This is a genomic window from Shimia sp. R9_3 (assembly GCF_017743755.1).
In the GTDB taxonomy this organism is placed as follows: Bacteria; Pseudomonadota; Alphaproteobacteria; order Rhodobacterales; family Rhodobacteraceae; genus Shimia.
Genome location: NZ_JAGHRP010000004.1, coordinates 309,898 through 332,790 on the forward strand (window position 1 = coordinate 309,898; position 22,893 = coordinate 332,790).

General features: G+C 59.5%; 23 protein-coding genes. 13 read left to right on the forward strand and 10 right to left on the reverse strand.

The features are described from left to right. The first annotated feature begins 133 nt into the window (after window positions 1-133). The 6 genes from J7412_RS12825 (at window position 134) to J7412_RS12850 (ending at window position 5,737) form a co-directional block, all read left to right on the forward strand. Entirely contained in the window at window positions 134-595 is a 462-nt protein-coding gene (locus tag J7412_RS12825) for a peroxiredoxin (RefSeq protein ID WP_209078992.1), read from the forward strand. After that, window positions 595-1,425 carry a ferritin-like domain-containing protein gene (locus J7412_RS12830; protein ID WP_209078993.1) on the forward strand — a complete coding sequence of 277 codons (831 nt, stop codon included), beginning with the start codon at window positions 595-597 and terminating at the stop codon, window positions 1,423-1,425. Before J7412_RS12825 ends, J7412_RS12830 begins: the two co-directional genes overlap by 1 nt. Before the next feature lie 249 nt (window positions 1,426-1,674). Beyond that, the gene (locus tag J7412_RS12835) at window positions 1,675-2,988 is read left to right on the forward strand and encodes a M23 family metallopeptidase (protein WP_209078994.1); all 1,314 of its coding nucleotides are present in this window, start codon (window positions 1,675-1,677) and stop codon (window positions 2,986-2,988) included. Continuing rightward, entirely contained in the window at window positions 2,978-3,493 is a 516-nt protein-coding gene (locus tag J7412_RS12840; RefSeq protein WP_209062286.1) for a polymer-forming cytoskeletal protein, read from the forward strand. The genes J7412_RS12835 and J7412_RS12840 overlap by 11 nt, the downstream gene beginning before the upstream one ends. 170 nt (window positions 3,494-3,663) lie before the next feature. Next, window positions 3,664-4,353 (forward strand): aquaporin Z, encoded by a 690-nt coding sequence (aqpZ, locus tag J7412_RS12845; RefSeq protein ID WP_209078995.1) that lies wholly within the window; start codon window positions 3,664-3,666, stop codon window positions 4,351-4,353. A 235-nt stretch (window positions 4,354-4,588) separates the two neighbouring features. Next, window positions 4,589-5,737 carry a 50S ribosomal protein L11 methyltransferase gene (locus tag J7412_RS12850; RefSeq protein WP_348540503.1) on the forward strand — a complete coding sequence of 383 codons (1,149 nt, stop codon included), beginning with the start codon at window positions 4,589-4,591 and terminating at the stop codon, window positions 5,735-5,737. Window positions 5,738-5,845: 108 nt separating this feature from the next. Here J7412_RS12850 and J7412_RS12855 read toward each other — a convergent pair whose 3' ends face one another. Next, window positions 5,846-6,409, reverse strand: a complete 564-nt coding sequence (locus tag J7412_RS12855) for a peptidylprolyl isomerase (protein ID WP_209062280.1) — start codon at window positions 6,407-6,409, stop codon at window positions 5,846-5,848. Then, entirely contained in the window at window positions 6,396-6,908 is a 513-nt protein-coding gene (locus J7412_RS12860) for a peptidylprolyl isomerase (protein ID WP_209078997.1), read from the reverse strand. Before J7412_RS12860 ends, J7412_RS12855 begins: the two co-directional genes overlap by 14 nt. 128 nt (window positions 6,909-7,036) lie before the next feature. Here J7412_RS12860 and J7412_RS12865 point away from each other — a divergent pair, with 128 nt between their 5' ends. The 7 genes from J7412_RS12865 (at window position 7,037) to J7412_RS12895 (ending at window position 14,797) form a co-directional block, all read left to right on the forward strand. Beyond that, window positions 7,037-8,227: a phosphoglycerate kinase gene (locus tag J7412_RS12865; protein ID WP_209078998.1), complete on the forward strand. Its 1,191-nt coding sequence runs from the start codon at window positions 7,037-7,039 to the stop codon at window positions 8,225-8,227. A 180-nt stretch (window positions 8,228-8,407) separates the two neighbouring features. Beyond that, a complete protein-coding gene (locus J7412_RS12870) occupies window positions 8,408-9,301 on the forward strand; it encodes a fructose bisphosphate aldolase (protein WP_209078999.1) in 894 nt (297 codons plus the stop codon). A gap of 538 nt (window positions 9,302-9,839) precedes the next feature. Next, window positions 9,840-10,142, forward strand: coding sequence for a septum formation initiator family protein (locus J7412_RS12875; RefSeq protein WP_209079000.1), 303 nt, complete (start codon window positions 9,840-9,842; stop codon window positions 10,140-10,142). A 220-nt stretch (window positions 10,143-10,362) separates the two neighbouring features. Continuing rightward, window positions 10,363-11,352: a pyruvate dehydrogenase (acetyl-transferring) E1 component subunit alpha gene (gene pdhA, locus J7412_RS12880; protein WP_209062264.1), complete on the forward strand. Its 990-nt coding sequence runs from the start codon at window positions 10,363-10,365 to the stop codon at window positions 11,350-11,352. 24 nt (window positions 11,353-11,376) lie between these two features. Next, window positions 11,377-12,756 carry a pyruvate dehydrogenase complex E1 component subunit beta gene (locus tag J7412_RS12885; RefSeq protein ID WP_209079001.1) on the forward strand — a complete coding sequence of 460 codons (1,380 nt, stop codon included), beginning with the start codon at window positions 11,377-11,379 and terminating at the stop codon, window positions 12,754-12,756. A gap of 12 nt (window positions 12,757-12,768) precedes the next feature. Beyond that, the gene (locus tag J7412_RS12890; RefSeq protein ID WP_209079002.1) at window positions 12,769-14,070 is read left to right on the forward strand and encodes a pyruvate dehydrogenase complex dihydrolipoamide acetyltransferase; all 1,302 of its coding nucleotides are present in this window, start codon (window positions 12,769-12,771) and stop codon (window positions 14,068-14,070) included. 211 nt (window positions 14,071-14,281) lie between these two features. Continuing rightward, the gene (locus J7412_RS12895) at window positions 14,282-14,797 is read left to right on the forward strand and encodes a hypothetical protein (RefSeq protein ID WP_209079003.1); all 516 of its coding nucleotides are present in this window, start codon (window positions 14,282-14,284) and stop codon (window positions 14,795-14,797) included. Window positions 14,798-14,842: 45 nt separating this feature from the next. Here J7412_RS12895 and cysE read toward each other — a convergent pair whose 3' ends face one another. From cysE to J7412_RS12935, 8 genes are all read right to left on the reverse strand, one after another. Next, complete coding sequence (gene cysE, locus J7412_RS12900; RefSeq protein WP_209079004.1) at window positions 14,843-15,664, reverse strand: serine O-acetyltransferase; 822 nt, start codon at window positions 15,662-15,664, stop codon at window positions 14,843-14,845. Between the two features lie 98 nt (window positions 15,665-15,762). Then, window positions 15,763-19,701, reverse strand: coding sequence for a glycoside hydrolase/phage tail family protein (locus J7412_RS12905; RefSeq protein ID WP_209079005.1), 3,939 nt, complete (start codon window positions 19,699-19,701; stop codon window positions 15,763-15,765). Continuing rightward, on the reverse strand, window positions 19,689-20,186 hold the full coding sequence (locus tag J7412_RS12910) for a peptidase (protein WP_209079006.1): 498 nt from the start codon (window positions 20,184-20,186) through the stop codon (window positions 19,689-19,691). Before J7412_RS12910 ends, J7412_RS12905 begins: the two co-directional genes overlap by 13 nt. Further along, the gene (locus J7412_RS12915) at window positions 20,183-21,067 is read right to left on the reverse strand and encodes a DUF2163 domain-containing protein (protein WP_209079007.1); all 885 of its coding nucleotides are present in this window, start codon (window positions 21,065-21,067) and stop codon (window positions 20,183-20,185) included. Before J7412_RS12915 ends, J7412_RS12910 begins: the two co-directional genes overlap by 4 nt. Next, the gene (locus J7412_RS12920) at window positions 21,067-21,699 is read right to left on the reverse strand and encodes a DUF2460 domain-containing protein (protein ID WP_209079008.1); all 633 of its coding nucleotides are present in this window, start codon (window positions 21,697-21,699) and stop codon (window positions 21,067-21,069) included. The genes J7412_RS12915 and J7412_RS12920 overlap by 1 nt, the downstream gene beginning before the upstream one ends. A 9-nt stretch (window positions 21,700-21,708) precedes the next feature. After that, entirely contained in the window at window positions 21,709-22,362 is a 654-nt protein-coding gene (locus J7412_RS12925; RefSeq protein ID WP_209079009.1) for a phage tail tape measure protein, read from the reverse strand. Then, complete coding sequence (locus J7412_RS12930) at window positions 22,355-22,558, reverse strand: rcc01693 family protein (protein ID WP_209062241.1); 204 nt, start codon at window positions 22,556-22,558, stop codon at window positions 22,355-22,357. Before J7412_RS12930 ends, J7412_RS12925 begins: the two co-directional genes overlap by 8 nt. Further along, the gene (locus J7412_RS12935) at window positions 22,545-22,892 is read right to left on the reverse strand and encodes a gene transfer agent family protein (protein WP_209079010.1); all 348 of its coding nucleotides are present in this window, start codon (window positions 22,890-22,892) and stop codon (window positions 22,545-22,547) included. Before J7412_RS12935 ends, J7412_RS12930 begins: the two co-directional genes overlap by 14 nt. Window position 22,893: the final 1 nt, after the last annotated feature.

A 22,893-nucleotide genomic window follows, 5' to 3' on the forward strand; every position in this document is an offset into this window, starting at 1 on the left:
ATCTTTGTCAGGGTTGATGCCTCTGTGTGTTCTGATATTCGGAAGCCTGTATCAACAAACTATAACGCCTGGCGCTGTTTGACCCAACCCCGGCAGACATGGCCCCTGGTGACCCATAACAAGGAGTGTGACCATGATTGATGTCAATGAGATGGCCCCCGATTTCACCTTGCCGTCCACAGGCGGTGCAGAGGTCACTCTCTCTGCCTTGCGCCCTGCGCCGGTTGTGCTGTTTTTCTACCCCCGTGACAACACCTCAGGCTGCACCAAGGAAGCCGTCGCCTTCTCCGGCCTGCTGGCAGAGTTTGAAGCCGCAGGGGTGAAGGTATTTGGCATCTCCAAGGACAGCATGGCAAGTCACGATAAGTTTGTTGCCAAACAAGAGCTTACCGTGCCTCTTTTGAGCGATGAAAACGGCTCTGTTTGCGAGGAATTTGGCGTCTGGGCCGAGAAAAAGATGTACGGCAAAACCTTCATGGGCATTGTCCGCAGCACCGTTCTGATTGACAGCACCGGCAAGATCTCGCGCACATGGCCCAAGGTCAAAGTGCCCGGCCACGCCGAAGAGGTGCTTGAGGCGGTGAAGGCGCTCTGATGGTGCAATCTCTTGCAGACATGGCGGTGGAGGTACTCACCACCGCTGACGGCCGCGCCAAAACGGCCCTTTCCAAACAACATGCCGCCACCTGGTTTGCCTCCCGTGAGGCCGGTGCGCCTTTGCCCATTGGCAAGGCCACGCCGCCGATGCAACCAGCCCGCCCGGCAGAGCCCGCGCTTCTCGATCCGCGTGACGTGCCGCGCCGCCGCCCCGGCAGCCCGCAGGGCCGCATTGCCATGCTGCATGCCGTCGCCCATATCGAACTGAACGCGGTAGACCTGCATTGGGACATCATCGCGCGCTTCACCGACACCGAAATGCCGCTTGGGTTTTATGACGACTGGGTGAAGTCTGCCGCCGAAGAATCCAATCATTTCAATCTGGTGTGCGACAGCCTTGAAGCCAAAGACAGCTTCTATGGGGCGCTCCCCGCCCACGCGGGCATGTGGCGCGCCGCCGAGGACACCGCCGATGATTTGCTCGGCCGCCTCGCCGTTGTGCCGATGGTGCTTGAAGCGCGCGGGCTGGATGTGACGCCAGGCATGATCAAGATCTTTGAGAACGCCAAAGACGAGCAAACACGGGAAGCCCTGCGCATCATCTATGCCGAAGAGGTCGGCCATGTGGCCTATGGCTCCAAATGGTTCAACTTCCTCTGCGGCCGCCATGCGCTTGACCCCAAAGAGCAGTTTCATACCCTCGTGCAGCGCTATTTCCACGGCGCCCTCAAGCCGCCGTTTAACGAGGAAAAACGCGCCGACGCCGGTCTACCGCCAGATTTCTATTGGCCCCTCGCCGACGAAGAACCACCGGCCTACGCCCGCTAGCACATCTGCTAACCTCTTCGAAAACATGGTTAATGGCGCGACGCTTGGACGCGCCATCGCCGATCTCGGCGACAATTCGCCGATCAATACGCGCATATGCGCCGTGCCCTGTACCAGAAGGTCAAAATCCTTGCCGCGCCCCCATCGCGCCGTTAAGACTTTGCCGCAAGATATCGGTTAACAGATGTCAGAACATGAATGTCTCGGGGGTGAGGCGTTCGGGGATGGGACAATACGAAGGGTACTAACGTGAGAACACGCCTCGCGATCCGATTGCATTCGGTGCTTGAACGCTTTTTTCCGGAACGACGTCTTTTCCTCAGATCAGACAACGACACCCGCTTCATCCGTCTGCGGCCCAGCACCCAGCTGATCGCCTTTCTTGGCTCCTCCGCCATTGTCGCCTGGACCATCATCGCCACAGCGATTCTGTTGATGGACAGCATCGGCTCCGGCAATTTCCGTGAGCAGGCCAAGCGCGATCAGATGACCTATGAGCAGCGGCTCAATGATCTCTCCGCAGAACGTGACGCGCGCACCGATGAGGCGCTCTCGGCACAGGCGCGTTTTAACACCGCGCTGGAGCAGGTCTCCATGATGCAGTCGCAGCTGCTTGAGTCCGAAATCCGCCGCCGCGAGCTCGAAACCGGCATCGAAGTCATTCAGGCCACCCTGCGCCGCACCATGCAGGAACGGGAGGCCGCGCGCGACGAAGTCGTAGCCCGCGATCAGGCCGAAGCCGAAACCCAGACCGCGCTCATCGGCACCTCACCGCTGGGCAACGACATGCTGGACGTGCTCGCCTCCGCGCTGACCGAAACCGCAGCCGAGCGAGACCAACTGGTGGCCGACGCCCGCGCCGCCTCTGAAGCCGCAGATGAAATGGAGCGCGAGCTGCTTCTGATGGAAGAGAAGAACGACCAGATCTTCCGCCAGCTCGAAGACGCAATGACCGTCTCCGTGGAGCCTCTGAATAAGATGTTCACCGCCGCAGGGCTTGACCCCAAAAGCCTGATGGATGAGGTCCGTCGCGGCTATAGCGGTCAGGGTGGCCCGTTGCTGCCTCTCAGCTTTTCTTCGAAAGGTGGCGAGCTGACCGCCGAAACCCTGCGCGCAAACCGCCTGCTGGAACAGCTTGATCAGCTCAACATGTACCGCATCGCCGCAGAAACCGTGCCTTTTGCCAACCCTGTGAAGTCCGCCTTCCGCTACACTTCAGGTTTTGGCATGCGCTGGGGCCGGATGCACAAAGGCACCGATTTCGCCGCCCGCTACGGCACCCCGATCCATTCCACCGCTGATGGCGTGGTGGTGCATGCGGGCTGGCAATCCGGCTACGGCCGTCTGGTAAAAATCAGGCACGAGCACGGAATTGAGACACGTTATGCGCATCTGGCGAAAATCCGCGTAAAAGTTGGTCAAAGAATCTCGCGCGGAGACCGCATTGGTGATATGGGCAACTCTGGACGCTCGACCGGCACGCATCTACACTATGAGGTGCGCGTCAATGGCCGTGCTGTGAACCCGATGACATTTATCAAGGCTGGAAGAGATGTTTTCTAAAAGCAAAATCAACGACCCCGCACCGAAATCTGACACTCCGGCCTCCCCCGCTGCCGAATCCGCTATTCCTGCGGCCCCTGCCAAAGCGAGCGATTTCAAATCCGCACCAAAGGCAAAGCCGCCAGCCTCTGTGCTGTCATCTGATCTGCACATCTCCGGCAATCTGAAAACCACCGGTGACATACAGGTCGAAGGCACCGTTGAAGGCGACATCCGCGCCCACCTGCTGACAGTCGGTGAAACCGCCACCATCAAAGGCGAAGTGATTGCTGATGACGTGGTGATCAACGGCCGCATCGTGGGCCGCGTGCGCGGTCTGAAAGTCCGCCTCACCTCCACCGCCCGCGTGGAAGGTGACATCATCCACAAGACCATCGCCATCGAAAGCGGCGCGCATTTCGAAGGCTCCGTGCAGCGTCAGGAAGACCCGCTGACCGGCGGCAAAGCCGCTCCGGTTGCCGCCGCAGCCCCTGCTGCCGCACCGGTCGCCAAAGGCGCCAAATAAAGTTCTTCCCATTGGGAAACATCAACCGCCGTTGCCTCCGGGCTGCGGCGGTTTTTCTTTGCGCCGGGTGCCGCCGCACCAACTTCGCATCGCAAGTGCCTCTTACAAAAGGCTTCCTTTGAACGCTCGCGCCTCCTACCATCACGCCCATGTGATTTATGAGGTACGTTATGTTCAACAAATTATTTGCAGAATTTATTGGCACCTTTTGGCTTGTTCTCGGCGGCTGCGGCAGCGCGGTCCTCGCCGCTGGCGTCGCGGATGTGGGCATCGGCTGGCTCGGTGTCAGCCTGGCCTTCGGCCTCACCGTTCTGACCATGGCCTATGCGGTGGGCCATATCTCCGGCGGGCATTTCAATCCGGCGGTCAGTCTGGGCCTGATGATTGCGGGCCGGTTTGAGGGCAAAGAGCTGATCCCCTATTGGATCGCACAGGTGGTTGGCGCCATCGCCGCCGCCCTCGTGCTCTATCTGATTGTCTCCGGCGCACCGGACTTCGCAGGCGCAGGTGGCTTTGCCTCCAACGGCTATGGCGAGGCCTCTCCGCAAGGCTATTCCATGATGTCCGCGCTGATCACCGAGATTGTGATGACAGCGGCCTTCCTCTTTATCATCCTCGGGGCCACGTCCCATGGCGCGCCCATCGGCTTTGGCCCTATTGCCATTGGCTTGGCCCTCACCCTGATCCATCTGATCTCCATCCCGGTGACCAACACCTCCGTCAATCCGGCCCGTTCCACCGGCGTTGCGCTCTTTGCAGACGGCCCTGCCCTTGCCCAACTCTGGCTCTTCTGGGTGGCCCCGCTGGTGGGGGCTGCAATTGGCGCGGTGCTTTGGAAACTCGCCAGCACGGATGACTAAAGAAACGTGAAGTCGTGGCGCGCGCCGCCGCACCGGCCCGCGCCCTGCCCATCCCCGCTGTGAGATAAATTTCAGCTCCCTAGGCACATCTCTGTGAGTGGGGCTTTGGCGCGTCTTTTGCCCTGCCTCACTTCACCTCTCCTTAACCACGTATCTCTAAGCCTTGATTTAGTTTTGACGAAAATCAGGGATCCTAAAATTGCTGGAAAATCAGCCCGCCCCGACCGCACAGAATGTGCCCCCCTTCCACGCCCCGGACACTGCCAAAGAACAAGCCGACGCGCTTGTGGCCCAAGCCCAGAACGCCCCGCTGGGCGACGGCGGCCTTGCCGCTTCCAAGCTTCTGTCCGAGGCGCTTGAGCTTGATCCGCACCACCACGAGGCCCAGCTTCTGCGCGAACAGCTGCACCAGATGTTTGTCCCGCGCTGGCATTTTCCCATGATGGCCGACAAAACCCGCAACGCAGCCTATGCCGAGGCCATTACCGCCAAGGTGAAACCCGGCGACATCGTGCTCGACATCGGCTCCGGCGCGGGCCTCACCGCCATGCTGGCAGCGCGCGCTGGCGCAGAACATGTCTACGCCTGTGAACAGCAGCCCATGATCGCCGAGGCCGCCAAGCGCGTGATCGCCGCCAATGGTCTCAGCCACAAGATCACCGTGATCTCCAAATGGTCCCACAACATCGTCATTGGCGAAGACATGCCGGAACGCGCCGATGTGGTGCTGTCTGAGATTGTCGACAGCAACCTTCTGGGCGAAGGCGCATTGGCCACGCTGGCTCATGCCATGGCCACCCTCGCCAAACCCGGGGCCCGCGCCATCCCCGAAAGCGGCACCGTCCGCGCGCAGCTGGTGGAAAGCGAGAAACTCGTCAACCTCTGGCGTCCGCAGGAGGCCGAAGGCTTTGACCTCAGCGCCTTCCACCATTTTGCCTCGGTTGCGCAGGTCACCCCCAATGACTTCACCGCCTGCGGCCTGCGCCCCCTTGGCCCCACCACGGATCTCTTCCATTTTGATTTTGCCAACCCGAGCATTGATCCCGATTGCGTGACAACCGAGCTCACCAGCGCGGGCAGCGGCACAATCCACGCGGTCTGCCTCAGCTTTGAAATGGTGCTCGCACCGGGCATCTTCGTGAGCAACGGGCTTGGCACCGACGATGATACAGACGGCCACTGGGGCCGCACCGCCTTCCTGCTGGACCGCGCCGTGCCCGCCCACAAGGGGGCTCGCCTGACCATCACCGCCCAGCACGATGCCACCAAGCTCAGCATCTCCGTGCACGAGCAACCCCATGTCATCGTCAACAACAGCGACAAGCCGATCATCCAAACCGCTTGGCAACCACAGCTCGACATGCGCGCCGTCACCGCGCACTGAGCCCGCTGCAAACCCGACAAAAAAACGCCGACCACAGAGCCCTCTGTGGTCGGCGTTGTCATGTCTAAACCGGCAACGTATAGCCCCCGTCGCAGATCTATTCTCAGATCACTCGGTTACGGTGACCTTTTTCATCACATCCGGCGCGCCGGTGATGGCACCGCTCTGACGGTGGCCGCGCTTGATTGCGTCAACCACATCCATGCCTTCGGTCACTTTGCCCACAACGGTGTACTGCCCGTTCAGGAACGTGCCTTCGTCAAACATGATGAAGAACTGGCTGTTTGCGCTGTTTGGGCTCTGGCTGCGCGCCATGCCCACCACACCACGCTCAAAGCTCAGGTCGGAAAACTCCGCAGGCAGATCCTGCTGATCGGAACCACCACGGCCCGAATAGCGCGCGTCGTAATCTTCGGAAGATACATCGCCGAACTGCACGTCGCCGGTCTGCGCCATGAAGCCCTGGATCACCCGGTGAAACGCCACATTGTCGTATTCGCCTTTGGCGGCCAGATCGGCAATGCGCGCAGCGTGCTGCGGAGCCACATCCTCAAACAGGTCGATCACGATGGTGCCATTTGCGCCTTCGCCTGCGACCTCGATCTCGATGCCGGAGGCCAGCGCAGGGCTGGCCAGCACGGCAAAAGCGGCTGCAAGCTTAAGCGTCGACATCAACAGCCACCTTAACGCTGATCATGCGGTCCGGGCTGGCAGGCGGCTCACCGCGGACAATCGCGTCCACATGCTCCATGCCCTCAATCACACGGCCATAAACAGTGTACTGGCCGTTCAGGAAGTGGTTGTCGGAGAAGTTGATGAAGAACTGGCTGTTCGCGCTGTCTGGCATCTGGCTGCGCGCCGCGCCCAAAGTGCCGCGGTCATGTGGCAGCTTGGAGAATTCCGCCTTCAGGTTTGGCAGATCAGAGCCACCGGTGCCCGCCATGCGGATGTTGAAGTCTTTTTCCATGTTGCCGTTGGCCACATCGCCAGTCTGCGCCATGAAGCCGTCAATCACACGGTGGAACGCCACGTTGTCATACTGGCCAGAACGCGCCAGCTCTTTCATGCGCTCGCTGTGCCCCGGCGCCACATCCGGCAGCAGCTCAATCACAACGGTGCCGTCTTTCAGTTCCATCAGGATGGTGTTCTCGGGGTCTTTGATCTCGGCCATTGGGGCGCTCCTCATCTGAATTCTTGGGCGCTAGTTAATCATCTGCGCCGCGAATGCCAAGTGATCGTTGACCCAGCCCGCCAGTACGCTAGGTAGACCACAACATAATTTCTTTGGAGATTTCGATCATGGCGTGGAAAACCCTCGATCAAATGGATCTGAACGGCAAACGGGTGCTGACCCGGGTGGACATCAATGTGCCTGTGGCTGACGGGATTGTGACCGACACCACCCGCATCGACCGCATTGTGCCAACCGTGCGCGACATTCTGGCCGCCGGTGGCAAGCCGATCCTTCTGGCGCATTTTGGCCGCCCCAAAGGCGAGCGCGTGCCGGAGATGAGCCTGCAGCAACTGGTGCCCGCACTTGAAGCGGCCTTTGGCACCTCCGTGCTCTTTGCCGCCGATTGCGTTGGCCCTGCCGCTGAGGCCGCTGTTGAGGCACTGCCTGAAGGTCAGGTGCTGCTCCTTGAAAACACCCGCTACCACGCCGGTGAAACCAAGAACGACGCCGAGCTGACCGCACAAATGGCCGCCCTTGGCGATGTCTTCTGCAACGATGCGTTCTCCGCCGCCCACCGCGCCCACAGCTCCACCTGCGGCCTCGCCCACGCCCTGCCCGCCTGCGCTGGCCGCCTGATGCAGGCCGAACTCTCCGCGCTTGAAGGCGCGCTGGCGACACCTGTGCGCCCTGTGACCGCCGTTGTGGGTGGCGCAAAAGTCTCCACCAAACTGGAGCTGCTCGGCAATCTTGTGGCCAAAGTGGATCACCTTGTGATCGGTGGTGGCATGGCCAACACTTTCTTGGCCGCCCAAGGCATCGACGTTGGCAAATCACTGGCCGAACACGACATGACCGACACCGCGTCTGAGATCCTCGCCAAAGCCAAAGAGGCCGGCTGCAACATCGTGCTGCCCACCGACGTTGTGGTCGCGCGCGAATTTGCCGCCAATGCCGCCAATGAAACCGTCGCCTCTGATGCTTGCCCAGCGGATGCGATGATCCTTGATGCGGGTCCAGCCACCGTGGCCGCCGTGGCCGAGGTGTTTGAAGCCTCCAAAACGCTGATCTGGAACGGCCCCTTGGGCGCTTTTGAGATTGAGCCTTTCAATGCCGCCACCGATGCGGCCGCGATCAAAGCCGCCGCGCTCACCAAATCCGGCGCGTTGGTCTCTGTGGCCGGTGGCGGCGACACCGTAGCGGCCCTGAACGCCTCCGGCGCAGCGGCAGACTTCAGCTACATCTCCACCGCAGGCGGCGCGTTCCTTGAATGGATGGAAGGCAAAGAGCTGCCCGGCGTGGCAGCCCTGAACCAGTAAACGCTGCGCAGTTAGGCAGCTTGGGCACAATCGCCCCTCATGGCTGGCGCTGATTTAAATCGAACCTCAAATTAAACCTCGATAGCGCCACCATAATTGAAGTCCTGACCCCGCTCGCCTATAGCGGGGGTAATGGGGACATAACCCTTTATTCTCAACAGATTTTGACCGGGGACACCAATGTCTAATCAAGCACAAGCCGAAAAGATTTCCGCCGGAAGCGGTTTTATCGCCGCGCTGGACCAATCCGGTGGCTCCACACCCAAGGCGCTCCGCCTCTACGGCGTTGAAGAAACCGCCTACAGCTCGGACGCGGAAATGTTCGACATGATCCACGCCATGCGCTCCCGTATTGCGCAGGCCCCAGCCTTCACCGGCGACAAAGTGGTCGGCGCGATCCTCTTTGAAATGACCATGGACCGCGACATCGACGGCCAGCCTTCCCCGACCTTCCTCTGGGAGCAGCGCGGCGTTGTGCCATTCCTGAAAGTCGACAAAGGTCTCGCGGATGAAGAAAACGGCTGTCAGGTGATGAAGCCGATGCCTGAGCTTGACGCACTCTGCGAACGCGCGGCCGCCAAGGGTGTGTTTGGCACCAAGATGCGCTCCGTGATCTCTGCCGCCAATGAGGCCGGCATCAAGGCGGTTGTGTCCCAGCAGTTCGAAGTGGGCAAACAGATCCTCGGCCACGGCCTCGTGCCGATCATCGAGCCAGAGGTGACCATCTCCATCGCTGACAAGTCTGAAGCCGAAGACATCCTGCTTGGCGCGCTGACCGCAGAGCTCGACGCCCTGCCAGAGGACAAGCAGGTCATGCTGAAGCTCACCCTGCCCAACACGGCCAACCAGTACAAACCCCTGGTGGACCACCCGCGCGTGATGAAAGTGGTTGCACTCTCCGGTGGCTACAGCCGCGAAGAAGCCAACGCACGCCTGTCGGAAAACACCGGCATGATCGCAAGCTTCTCCCGCGCCCTGACCGAAGGCCTTTCTGCCCAGCAGACCGAAGAAGAGTTCAACGGCACCATCGCGGACTCTATTGAGACCATCTATCAGGCCTCCATCGCAGGCTAAGGGCCGCAGGCATACCAAACATCCAAGGCGCTCCTCATTGGGGCGCCTTTTTCATGCCGCCTCTTCCCAGCCGCAATTCTGCGGGATGCTGGACGATCTCAGTCCCCTAAGAGACCCTTTGCGCAACGCCCGTTGTGTCCACGATCAGCGCTGCCACAAACCGCCGAAAAATCGCACCTACGCGATACCGTAAGGATACCGACGTGATGCCGAACATCGAATTTTCGCCGATTCCGCAAAATCCGCCAAAAATTAACGTCCCCCGTTTCATAGTAAAAAATCTTCGACATTTTTTGGGTGCAAAATCTGCTGCGCCTTAATATACTGTTTTTTAACTAAATTTAAGTAACGTGCGCCGCGTTTGGCCGATATTAACCCCTGATGTTTTATGCTGCCAAACGTTGTCATCCCGCCCACAGAGGTATAAAAACAACGCCTTGCGGCAATTTTTTCCGACATTGCCTTAAGAGTTTCACAGCAAGAATCACCTAAGCTACATTGGTCCGAAGACGCCGCAAAAGGCGCATTAGAGGCAAAAATGACAGGTACATCCCCCCGCCCAGCTCTTGGTGCTGTTGTGTTTTTTGGTTTGGCGTTTGCGCTGGCGATCTACTTTACCTTTGCCGCTGTGCAGGGCGACTACGGCCTGTTCCGCCGTGTCGAAATCCTCGCGGAGAAGCAACAGCTTGAGGCAGAGCTAGCCCTCGCTCAGGCGGAAGTTGCTTATATGGAAAACCTCACCCGCCGCCTGTCAGACAGTTATCTGGATCTGGACCTACTGGACCAACAGGTGCGTGACGTGCTGGGCATGATCCGCGCCGACGAAGTGGTGATCCGCTGAGCGCCGCGCCGGCTGAATGCGCATCGGATGCTTTCGCAAATCTCTCTGATCACAACGACTTAGCCCTGCACCCCGCTGCTCAAGAATACGCCTGCTGGCCCCGCTCCACAGCTTCATGAAAACCAAACGCTTTTTTCGCTCGCCACCGCTTCGGGCTTCCGCTACCATTTTCCCAAGTATGGTTTAAAGTTAAACCACTTAGCACTTGGGAGGAACCACGATGGCGGCGAAACGTGCGGCGAAAAAGCCCAACGTCTCGGGTGAAGAGCTCACACAATATTATCGCGACATGCTTCTGATCCGGCGCTTTGAAGAGAAAGCCGGTCAGCTTTACGGCATGGGTTTGATTGGCGGATTCTGCCACCTCTACATCGGTCAGGAAGCCGTTGTGGTGGGGCTGGAGGCCGCCACAGAGGAAGGCGACAAACGCATCACCTCCTACCGCGATCACGGCCACATGCTGGCCTGCGGCATGGACGCCAATGGCGTGATGGCCGAACTCACCGGGCGTGAGGGTGGCTATTCCAAGGGCAAAGGCGGCTCCATGCATATGTTTTCCAAGGAAAAACATTTCTACGGCGGCCATGGCATCGTCGGCGCACAGGTGCCGCTTGGCGCAGGCCTCGCCTTTGCGGACAAATACAAAGACAACGGCCGCGTGACCTTCACCTACTTCGGGGATGGTGCCGCCAACCAAGGCCAGGTCTATGAGACCTTCAACATGGCCGCCCTCTGGGATCTGCCCGTGGTCTTTGTGATCGAAAACAACCAATACGCCATGGGCACCGCTCAGGCGCGCTCTACCTCATCGCACGACATTTACAAACGCGGCGAAGCCTTTGGCATTCCGGGGGAAATGGTCGACGGCATGGATGTGCTTGCGGTGAAAGACGCCGGCGAACGTGCAATCAAACACTGCCGCTCCGGCAAAGGGCCTTACATTCTTGAGGTGAAGACCTACCGCTATCGCGGCCACTCCATGTCTGACCCCGCCAAATACCGCACCCGCGAAGAGGTGCAGAAGATGCGCGAGGAACGAGATCCCATTGAAAACGTGCGTCAAATGCTGCTGACCGGCAATCACGCCAGCGAGGATGATCTTAAGGCGATCGACAAAGAGATCAAAGCCATCGTCAACGCCTCCGCTGATTTTGCCAAAGAGAGCCCGCTGCCTGATGAGGCCGAGCTCTGGACAGACATTTACGCCTAAGCCCCGGACGAGAGGACATTTATCATGGCTACTGAAATTCTCATGCCAGCCCTGTCGCCCACTATGGAAGAGGGCACCCTGGCCAAATGGCTGGTGAAAGAAGGCGACACCGTACAATCCGGCGACATCTTGGCCGAGATTGAAACTGACAAAGCCACCATGGAATTTGAAGCCGTTGACGAAGGCGTCATCGGCAAAATTCTGGTTGCCGAGGGCACCGAAGGCGTCGCGGTCAACACCGCCATCGCCATCCTTGCCGAAGACGGCGAAGACGTCAGCTCGCTGGAAGCCGCCGCAGCTCCTGCTGAGGCCGCTGTTCCCGCAGTTGATGCCTCAGAAGCCAGCAGCGCCGCACCTGCCTCTGTCGCAGCGCCTGAGGCCCCCACGCCTGATCTGAGCCCCGATTGGCCTGAAGGCACCCCCATGAAGTCTCAGACCGTGCGTGAAGCCCTGCGCGACGCCATGGCCGAAGAGATGCGCGCCGACGGCGATGTCTATCTCATGGGCGAAGAGGTGGCCGAGTATCAGGGCGCCTATAAGGTCAGCCAGGGTCTGCTCGACGAGTTTGGCAGCAAACGGGTGATCGACACGCCGATCACCGAGCATGGGTTTGCCGGTATTGCGGTCGGTGCCGCCTTTGGCGGGCTGAAGCCAATTGTTGAATTCATGACATTCAACTTTGCCATGCAAGCCATTGACCAAATTATCAATTCGGCGGCCAAAACGCTCTATATGTCCGGCGGTCAGATGGGCGCGCCCATGGTGTTCCGCGGCCCCAATGGTGCAGCTGCCCGTGTCGGCGCGCAGCACAGTCAGGATTATGCCGCATGGTATGCGCAAATCCCGGGCTTGAAGGTGGCGATGCCTTATTCGGCCTCAGACGCCAAAGGCCTGCTGAAATCCGCCATCCGCGATCCGAACCCGGTGATTTTCCTGGAAAACGAGATCATGTATGGCCGCAGCTTTGATGTGCCCGACATCGACGACTTCACCATTCCTTTTGGCAAGGCGCGCATCTGGCGTGAAGGCTCTGATGTGACCATCGTGAGCTTCGGCATCGGCATGCAATATGCGCTTGAGGCGGCCGAGAAGTTGGCTGAAGACGGCATTTCCGCCGAAGTCATCGACCTGCGCACCCTGCGCCCGATTGATTATGACACGGTCATTGCCTCGGTAATGAAAACCAACCGCTGTGTGACCGTTGAAGAAGGCTGGCCCGTCGGCTCCATCGGCAACCACCTCTCGGCCACCATCATGCAGCGCGCTTTTGATTATCTGGACGCCCCGATGATCAACTGCACCGGCAAGGACGTGCCCATGCCCTACGCCGCAAACCTCGAAAAACTGGCGCTGACGACCACCGATGAGGTCATCGCGGCGGTGAAACAAGTGACTTATCGCTGAGGAGAGACGCAGATGCCCATAGAAATCCTCATGCCCGCGCTTTCTCCCACGATGGAAGAAGGCACTTTGGCCAAATGGCTTGTGAAAGAGGGCGACACGGTCTCCTCCGGTGATTTGCTCGCGGAAATCGAGACCGACAAGGCCACAATGGAGTTTGAAGCCGTCGAAGACGGTGTAGTTGGCAAAATTCTGGTTCCGGAAGGCTCCGAAGGGGTCCATGTCAACGCGGTCATCGCCATTTTGCTCGAAGATGGCGAAAGCGCGGACGATATTGGCGCCGCACCTGCTGCTACACCGGGAGCAGCTCCTGCAGAGGCATCCGAGCCCACCAAAGCGCCCACAGCCAGCGCCCCTGCTCCGTCCGCTCCTGTCAGCTCCGATGGCAACCGTATCTTTGCCTCCCCGCTCGCGCGCAGAATAGCGGCCGACAAGGGTATTGATTTGGCCACAATCACAGGCTCCGGCCCCCGCGGTCGGATTGTGAAAGCTGATGTAGAAGGTGCAAGCGCCGCCCCCGCCGCAGCCAAAGCACCGGCAAGTGTTTCAGCCGCCCCAGCTGCAAAGGCCGCCCCAATGGCCAGCGGCCCCGAAGCGGATACCGTCCTGCGCATGTATGCAGACCGCGATTTTGAAGAAGTCGCGCTTGATGGCATGCGCAAAACCATCGCCGCCCGTCTGACGGAGGCCAAACAGTCGATTCCGCATTTCTATCTGCGGCGCGACATCAAATTGGACGCGCTTCTGGCCTTCCGCAGCCAATTGAACAAACAGTTGGAAAAACGCGGCGCAAAGCTGTCGGTCAATGATTTCATTATCAAAGCCTGTGCTTTGGCCCTGCAAGAGGTGCCGGATGCCAATGCCGTCTGGGCCAGCGACCGGATTTTGAAGCTCAAGCCCTCAGATGTGGCCGTTGCGGTCGCCATCGAAGGCGGCCTGTTCACCCCGGTGCTCAAAGACGCGGAAATGAAGTCATTGTCCGCCCTATCAGCCGAGATGAAAGACCTCGCCGCCCGTGCCCGAGACCGCAAACTGGCCCCACATGAGTACCAAGGCGGCAGTTTTGCGATTTCCAACCTCGGCATGTTTGGCATCGACAACTTTGACGCCGTGATCAACCCGCCTCATGGCGCGATTTTAGCGGTCGGAGCCGGTGCGAAGAAACCGGTTGTTGATGAGGACGGACAAATCAGCGTGGCCACGGTGATGTCTGTCACCCTGTCTGTCGACCACCGTGTGATCGACGGCGCTTTGGGCGCGCAACTGTTGCAGTCCATCGTCGACAATCTTGAAAATCCAATGGCAATGCTCGCCTGAGCGTCGCTTTTTGGGAGGTGAGATGGCGCTTTTGCCCCTCTCACCTTCGAATAAGCCCGTATTCCAGCGGAATAACGCTGAGAGCGGCCCTCTTCACGCGGTTCTCCGCTGGGCCGATTTGTAAACCGGCACAAGTTTAAACATCTGATAAGACCCTCCCTATAACGTCGCTACGCATCACATGGGGTGGGCCAAGCGTCAGGAGAGACTTGTGTCAGAAACACGATGTTCAAGAGCCATAGCGCCCCACAAGCGCGCGTCCAGAAGCGCCGTACTGACATCTGTGGCCGCCGCGGCTTCCATGGCAGGTGCAACAGCCGCCGCGCTATCGGCATTCACCCCACTGCCCAGCGCGTCCCCCTTTTGGTCGCATCTTTTGACATTGGGAACCTTTGGCGCAGCTGTCGCCCCTGTTGCCTGCCTGATCGGCTTTACCTCGGCATACCGGATTTACGCCAAACGGAACCAAGAGCTGTCAGGCCAGATCGCGGACCTCAATGATCAAATGTCGAAACTTCAAGCCGTCGTGGCGAAGGTTTCAACAGATCTGGAAGATACATCCGAGAGCAGCGCAGCGTTAATCGCAGAGCCAGCCCTTGCTGCGCACCAAGCTTTCAAATCGACCCGTTCCACACAGGTTCAGTTTGGATCATTGGTGGATGCGTTTGAGTTTGCACCTTCCAACAAGGCTGCAAACGAAGATCACAAACAAAGCCGAGCGGCTTGATTTCACAAAAGAAATCACAAGCCGCTCTGACAATTCTCAATAAGGTTAGACTTTGATCTTCCCTGCTTCGGACAGCACCTGATCCATGCTGACCGCAGGCTGGTCACACCCAGCCTCACCAACCACTTTCGCAGGAACACCCGCGACGGTTTTGCATGGTGGCACTTCCTGAAGCACCACAGAACCCGCTGCGATACGGCTGCAGTGCCCCACGCGAATGTTGCCAAGCACCTTGGCACCTGCGCCGATCAGAACACCGTCGCCAATCTTGGGATGGCGATCTTCTTCCTCTTTACCGGTCCCGCCCAGCGTCACCGAGTGCAGCATGGAGACATTGTCTCCCACCACTGCGGTTTCGCCGATCACAATGGAATGGGCATGGTCAATCATGATGCCTTTGCCGATCTTGGCAGCCGGATGGATGTCGATGCCAAAAATCTCGCTGGTGCGCATCTGGATGAAGTAGGACAGGTCATAGCGCCCCTGCTCCCAGAGCCAATGACCGATCCGGTAGGCCTGCACAGCCTGATAGCCCTTGAAATAAAGAATCGGCTGCAGCAAACGGTGGCAAGCCGGGTCGCGCTCATAGATCGCCATAAGATCTGCGCGCGCCGACGCTGCGAGGGCCGGATCAGCGGCAAAAGCTTCATCCGCAATCTCGCGCAGGATCACCATCGACATCTCATTGGACGAGAGTTTCGCCGCAAAGCGATAGCTCAACGCGCGTTCAATGGAGTGATGGTGCAATACACAAGCGTGTACCAAACCACCCATCAGAGGTTCTTCACGCACGGCCTCTTGGGCTTCACGCGTGATCTGCTGCCAAACCGGGTCCAGCTCGGTTACTTTTGGTTGCATCTCAGCCATGGTCACACCTTTCTGTCCCTGTCAGACTACACTAGGTAATCAACAAGCGCCAAATTCAAAGGTGTGAATGCACATAAAACCAAATGGAATGGAACACCTCATTTTCTCGTGATTAAGGCTAAACAGTGATTTGCGCTGCCCGCACCAAAACTGGCTGAGATCTGTGCCACCTCAATGCGCCCACCAGCGCCAATGCCGTCTGCCTGCTGATCCGCTTGCGAGAATGTCCAGCTCGGTGTCTGCACCTGTTCCTCCCGCATCTGAACCTCTCCAACAAAGACTTTGATTAAGTAGGCTTCGCTCTCTTCTCCCAAAGGCACATCCAGCCCCTCCCAACTGTCCCCATCAAGTCGGGTGCGTCTGATCCAGCTCAATGTGAGGTCACCTGCGGCGTCCCTTTGCGCCTCGAGATGCGCAGGGGCATAGGGGCGAAGACCAATCCCCTCAAAAGCTTCCACATAGTGGGTGTATGTCGGATCAAACAACGCGCGCTGCGCGGGGCCGATGCGGTAGTTGCGCTCGGCACCCCGGTATTGGCGCGGCAAATCAATCTGTGTCACCGCCGGAGACATGACCACAAGCCAACTCCCTTCCGGCCAGGATGCGGCAAAATCGCCTTCGGTCCCAAGCTGCCCTCTTAGGCGACCTGACAACCGGTATCGGCGCTCCCCGACCAACTCAGCGGTCTGGAACTGAAAAGCCTCCCACCCCCCCGGTGTCCCATCACCGATGTAGGCGAGATTGCCGCCATTTAGCAGCTCAAGGCGCGGGAGGCTTTGAAGCGTACCTTGGATCATCTCGACCTCCAGCCCGGCGCTGCGATCCCACAGCCCTGCATCTGCAGACGGTAGCGGCGATTTGGTAATCCCAACGAAGGCAGGCACGTCCAGAAGCTGATTGAGCGCGTAGCCCTCGTCTGTATCACTGGAATAGACCGCCACACTGCCCGGCCACGGTTTGCCGGTGCAGGCAATATGGGGCGCATGGGGCACTTCGCCCCCCGTCATCAAAGGCACATCTAGAAAAAGCGACTGCACCGGCACCGGCGGCACGAACCCACTGCCCCTGGGCGGATCACTTTCCGTTTCTGAGGGCACATAGATCGAAGGCGCGATGCGTGCGCCCTCCAGAACCTGCGCCCCCTGCTGTGTCACGCGATCAAGCCGAAAGCTCTGTTGCTCCATGCCATCTTGGCCCAGCGCGACCACATCCCCCGCGCCCAGCTCCATACGGCTCGGAGGCAGAGCCAGCTTCACGCGGTCTCTGGCGACGCGGGACTCTGCGAGCCAGCGCTCAGCGGTCTGCCGCCCCTCACTGCGCGTCAAAACCTCTGTCACCTCGCTTTGCGCCACGGCAAAGGTGGTTTCATCATGCAAAATGGCTTCCTCTGAAGCCGCATCAAAGTCCCGCTCCGCCAAGGTGAAGTTCAACCGCACACGGCCCGCCATTTCCGCATTCGGTGCCCGGCTCAGCTCCCAATCCCCATCGATGTCACTCGAAAGCGCCAAATCATCTGTGTTCAACACTGTTTCGCCGCGCAAGCCCCGCATCACGAAACACAGGACGCCATCGCGTTCCAGCGCATCAAATCCATGGCGCAACATCAAAGGCTGCAAAGCGGCACGCCCATCTGCCACGTCACTCTGCACATAACCACGCACGACGCCGTAGAGCTGCGAAACATCGTAGTGCTCAACGCCAGCAGCAATGCAGATTTCCTCAACAACCGACGCCAAGGTGCGGTTTGTGGCCCGCCCATTGAGCCAATGCCCCTTGGCATAGTTCCCACCATCTGTCCAAATCTCCCGCTCATTGGGAAAGGCGGGAAACGGACGTGCATCCCATGCCCAGGCAAACATGCGCTGGGTATCAACCATAGTCCCGCCATATGCCCCCGAGACCGGATTGTTGGCTGGCTGCTTCCAATACTCATGCAAAGCCTGCATATAAGATTGCTGCATAAGGTCATCCCGCAACCCTCTGGAGAAAAAGGGCAACGCGGTTTCAGAGGATTTTTCATCCAGAAACTTATTGGGCTGGTTTGTACCCAAATCGATTGCTGCGCAGCCTATCTCCGTAAACCAGACAGGCTTTGAAGCTGGCACCCATGCTGTCTGAATGGCCTGACGCTGGCCTCCGATGCGCTCATGATGCGGGTTGGACCACCAATTCCTGATATCTTTGTAGCGATAGACCCAAGGCTCTCCAAAAGCCCCATCCTCAATCGGACTGCGGCTTTGCACATCCCGCGCTGCACGCGACGGGTAATACCAGTCATACCCTTCCCCGCCCGCAATCTGTGTCTTCAAGTATGTGAGATTATGAACCGCATCCCAGCGCTCCCCATCACTATGGTCCGCCTCATAACGCCAATCTGACAACGGCATATAGTTGTCGATCCCGACAAAATCGATCTCCGCATCCGCCCAAAGGGGATCTAGATGAAAATACACATCCCCGCTGCCATCCTGCGGATGATAGCCAAAATACTCCGACCAATCCGCCGCGTAGCCGATCTTGACGGATGACCCGAGCAGAAAACGCGCCTCCGCCGCAAGGGCGATCAACTGAGCAACAGCTGGAAATCCGTTGGCCCCTCTAATCTGGGTCAGGGCGCGCATTTCTGAGCCGATGCAAAAGGCGTCAACGCCCCCCGCCGCGGCACAAAGCGCCGCATTGTGCAGTATAAACCGCCGATAAGACCACTCCTCCGGCCCACTGTAGCTCACGCCGTCGCTCGACACCTGAAAGTCTGAAGCCTGCGCGGTGCCAAAGAACGCTGCGACCTCCGCATCCGCTGCGCTTGTGCCATCTGTCGTCCCAACCTGCCCCGGCGCTTTGGAAAGCGTGATACGCCCCCGCCACGGCAACACCGGCTGGTCTATGGCATCGCTCCATGGATCGTTGCGCCCATTGCCCTCCAGCTGCTCCATCAGAATAAACGGATAAAACATCACGTCCTGCCCAGCGCTCTGCAAATGGCGTATCGCCTCAATCACGGCTGCATCCGCAGGCGTGCCCCCATAAACCGGTCGCCCCGCGACGCGCGCCACTTCCTGCGCCTGCGCCCGAGGAACGCCCGTCACACGCCAAGGCATCTTCACACCATCTACGTCTCTCTGCTCGACCTTGGGCCGCAACTCACACTCTGCCGCACGAAGGTCATTGCCAAACCAACTGACAATCAGCGATGTGGCCTTACAATTTGGCAATTCCTCGGTCAGCGCTTCCACTGACGCGCAAAAATCTGACTTACCCGCCGGAGTGTTTTCATTCGCCGCCCGCGTTTCACCGGTTTCGCTCTGTAAATAGACTTGTGACTTGGCTAAGGCGTACTCACCTGTCCCCGGCATCAAGGCGACAGCACGCACGGTCTCGGCATAGTCTGAGGCATGTGACGGCACAGGCTTGGGCGTCGGTCTCACAACCTCAAAGCTGAACTGCGGCACACGATTGCCAAAGGGTGCCAGCTCCAGATCTTCAATCACCACATAAGCGGTCCCGCGATAACCTGGCACCATGCCTGCACCTTCCACCGCTTCCATCTTGGGATCGGGTAGTTGATCGGCGCTGCCGCTGTGTACACGAAAGGTGAGATCTTCTGGCGAGAGCTCAATACCATCCGCCCAGATTCGCCCCACGCGGGCAATCTCGCCCTCACACAGAGCGATCGCCAGAGACACCGAATAGCTGTAACTGCGCGTCTTGGGCTGGCTCGGGCGTCCCTTGCCGCCGCTCGCCTCTGTCTCAGTCACGGTTTCCAGAAAACGTGTTGTCCAGATCACCTGCCCTGGCAGGCGCACCCGCCCAAAGACACGCGCCTGTGCTGCACCTTCTGCAGATCCCGTCAGGCGAAAGCGCTCGACTTTGCCGGTTTCCACCACATCGGCACCGCCGCCCAGCAAGCTCTGATCAATCAGCTTGCCAACGGTCGCGCCCGCAAAGCGGCCAACCGCCGCGATTGTGATCCCGGCAACCGTCCCACCAAGCGATCCTCCAACAGCCGCGCCTGCCGCAGCCAAAATCACCGTTGCCATGTGCTGCACTCCTTATTGGCCGTTGTCTTTGAAAGATCCGTCTCGGGCGCAGGAAACGCAAAACGCCCAACGATGCGGCGACGCCACGGCAGGCTCAGCGCGTTCTCCACCACCGCATGTCCGCCATAGGCGTGGATCACACTGGCCTCCGCTCCCACGCGCCCTGCGATGCCAAGATGCTTGGCCACAGCGCCCGATTTCATACGAAACAACAGCACATCTCCCACAGCCTCCTCGACGAGCGACTTTGGCAGCAAATAGGTTGCCGCCGCCTGCCAGAGCACTTCCTCATTGCGTGCTTCTGCCCAGTCCTTTGTGTAGGGCGGCACCAAAGCGGCCTCTTGGCCGTAAAGCGTGCGCCACACGCCGCGAATAAGCCCCAGGCAATCGGTTCCTGCGCCCATCAGGCTTGCCTGATGGCGATAGGGCGTTCCAATCCAACGCCGGGCGATTTCCACCACCTTTGCCCCGTCTGCTGTGTTCATCGCAAACTGCCTCCGGTGTTGCTGCCACTCTTGGTGGGATAGCTGGTGATCCAGTCTTCTCCGGGAATGTCGGGAAAGCCTTGAAAATTGAGCCTGTTGCTAAATTTCGCCCCGCAGGTTGAAAACCGCTTGTCGCAGCCCGCAATCAGACGCAGCTGATCACCGGTAGCCAGCGCAGTCGGCATCGGCTCCCACAGTTCAATCACGCGCCAGCCACCCTCAAAGGTGTCGCGCTTGATCAACCCCGTGAGCCCGTCTGCCGCCCCGCTCAGCACGCGCAGCTGACCATGTGTGAACCACCCCGGATCAAAACCCAACAGAGTGCTGAACCGAAACACGCTGCGGTCGCGCAGCTCTTCCACCACCGGGTCAGCGACCATCGCAGGGTCACTCACATCCACCCCGCAGGACGCATCCCCCAACACGGCGGTACATGCCCTTTGATAGACCTGCCCACGCGGCATATTCAGCCGTTCTGACAAGCCGCGCAGCTCGGCCACAAAGGCACCACCAGCCTGCCGCATCTCCCCGATGGAGCCGCGAAACAGCACGCTGCGCTCGGTGGGCATCGCCCAGTTCACCAGCCAACAGGTGATCTCCGCCCCATCCAGACGCCCCGCTGCGATATCCTCGGCGCGCACCGAAGCATCGCTGAGCACCCCAACCGCCTCACTGTTGTCCACAGCCAGCCCGGTGCCTTGCTCAAGCGCACTTGCCGTCAATCCCGTGGAGGCACGGAAGGCAAAGCCTTCAAAGCTCAGATCCCGGTCATGATCCGTAAACCCCAGCCGAACACCATCATTCCGCTCGATCCCCCAGGCGCGCGCAACCGTTGTGGCCCCGCTTTGAAGATGCGCTAACAGCTCGGTTTGAAACGCCATCAGACCCGCACCTCGACAATCGGCACATTGGGCACTTCCCCGGCCTTGAAACTCGCAACGCTGGTCTGGATCTGATCCGTGTCAAACCGCACCGGCACATCAAACTCAAACCCTGCGGTGACCTCTGTCCCGGTAGCAGGAGGGGAGATCAATGTGATCTCGCCCGTCTCGCTGTTTACTGTGAAGTCGTTGCCTTCCACAAGCGCAGCACCGTCCACGCCGACCCGCACAGTGCCCTCTACCGGTTTATGGATCGGCCGCGCATAGCTCTGCGCGCCAGACACATAGGTTTTTGTGAGCTGAAACAGCGCATTGCCGCCATCTCCTGATCCAATCACCTGATCGTCAAACTGCACATCCTGAGACACAGGACATGATTTGTAGTCCGACCAGTCTTTCCAGCGAAACCCGTTGAGCTGCCCCTGCCGCGCCTCAAAAAACGCAATCAACGTCCCCAGATCATCCACAGAGCGCATCGCCAACCCTGCATCATAGCTGCGCCGCGAATGCGCCCATGGCGTGTTGCGCTCCTCAAATCCGTTCACCAGCGTCACCACCTCCGTGCGACGCTGCGGCCCTCCCACCGAGCCAAAACTCAACGTCGTGGGAAATTGCACCTCATGAAAACTCATCGCGCCCTCCTATCTGTTGCGTTGCGCCCGTGCCAAAGCCCGGCTCATCTGCGTGGCGATCTGCCCTTTGGAGCGCTGAAAACTCTCGGCATCCGGCGTTGAGACATTCACCACCACCCGCACCGGTGCCGCGCCCTGCGCGCTGCGCACGCCAAGCTTTCCATCCGGCCCGCGCGACAGCGGCAAAATCGCTTCGGGGCCCGCTTCCCCCATCAAGCCGCGCCCACCACGCATGGGAAAGCTCACCGGCCCGCTCACAACGCCCCCATTGGCGAAGGGCATCACGCGCCCCTGTGTGAAACCGGCCCCATCCGCAAACGGCAGCAGATCCCCCAGAAAACTGCCAACACCACTAGTGATGACCTGCCCGAGCTGATCCTGAACCGGCTGCGCCGCACTGCGATACGCTGCATTCACCATGCTCTGCGCCAGATTGCTCAGCGCGTCCGAGAGCTTGGCGCCATCAAACACGAGGCCATCAAAGGCTTTGCGCAGCCCGCGGTTCATGCTCTTTTCAAGGCTCGCCGCATCCTGACCCGTCGCGCTCAAAGACTGCTGCATCCGCCGCAGCGCCCCGTCAAAACCGGCCACCATCGCCGCCGCATCGCCGAGGCTGCCTTCCAACGCCTCAATCTCTCCGTCAAAGGCGTCAAAATCATCCATCTTCTGGCTCCTCATATTTGTCTGGATAGGCGCGCAATAAGGCGTCAAAGCCTGCGCGAGTGAGCGCGCTTTGGCCGCGCCCCTCTCCCAACAACAGCGACAATTCCGCTGGCGTGAGCGCCCAGAAGTCCGCTGGTGTCAGTCGCAATCCGCCAATCCCGGCGCGCATCAGTGCAGGCCAGTCAAACCGCGCCATCTGTCTCTCGTGCGCCATGGACCTCCGGCGCGCCAAATGCGCCAACCAACAGCTGCGCGGCCACCCGCGCCGCCTCCATCGGCCCACCTGCAATATCCGCCTGCTTCAGCTCGTCTTTCTCTCCGGCCCATCCGCCACCGCGCAGCCCGGCCAGGATCAGCGCCAGCACATCCCGGCTCGCAAACGCACCGTCTTCAAAGCGCGCAATCAAGGCCACCAGCGTGTCTTCGCCAAGCTGCGCCTCAAGCTCTGCCAACGCCCCCAACGTGAGCTTGAGCACATGACGCTGCCCGTTCAACGTCAGCGTCACTTCACCTGCAAACGGATTGGCCATT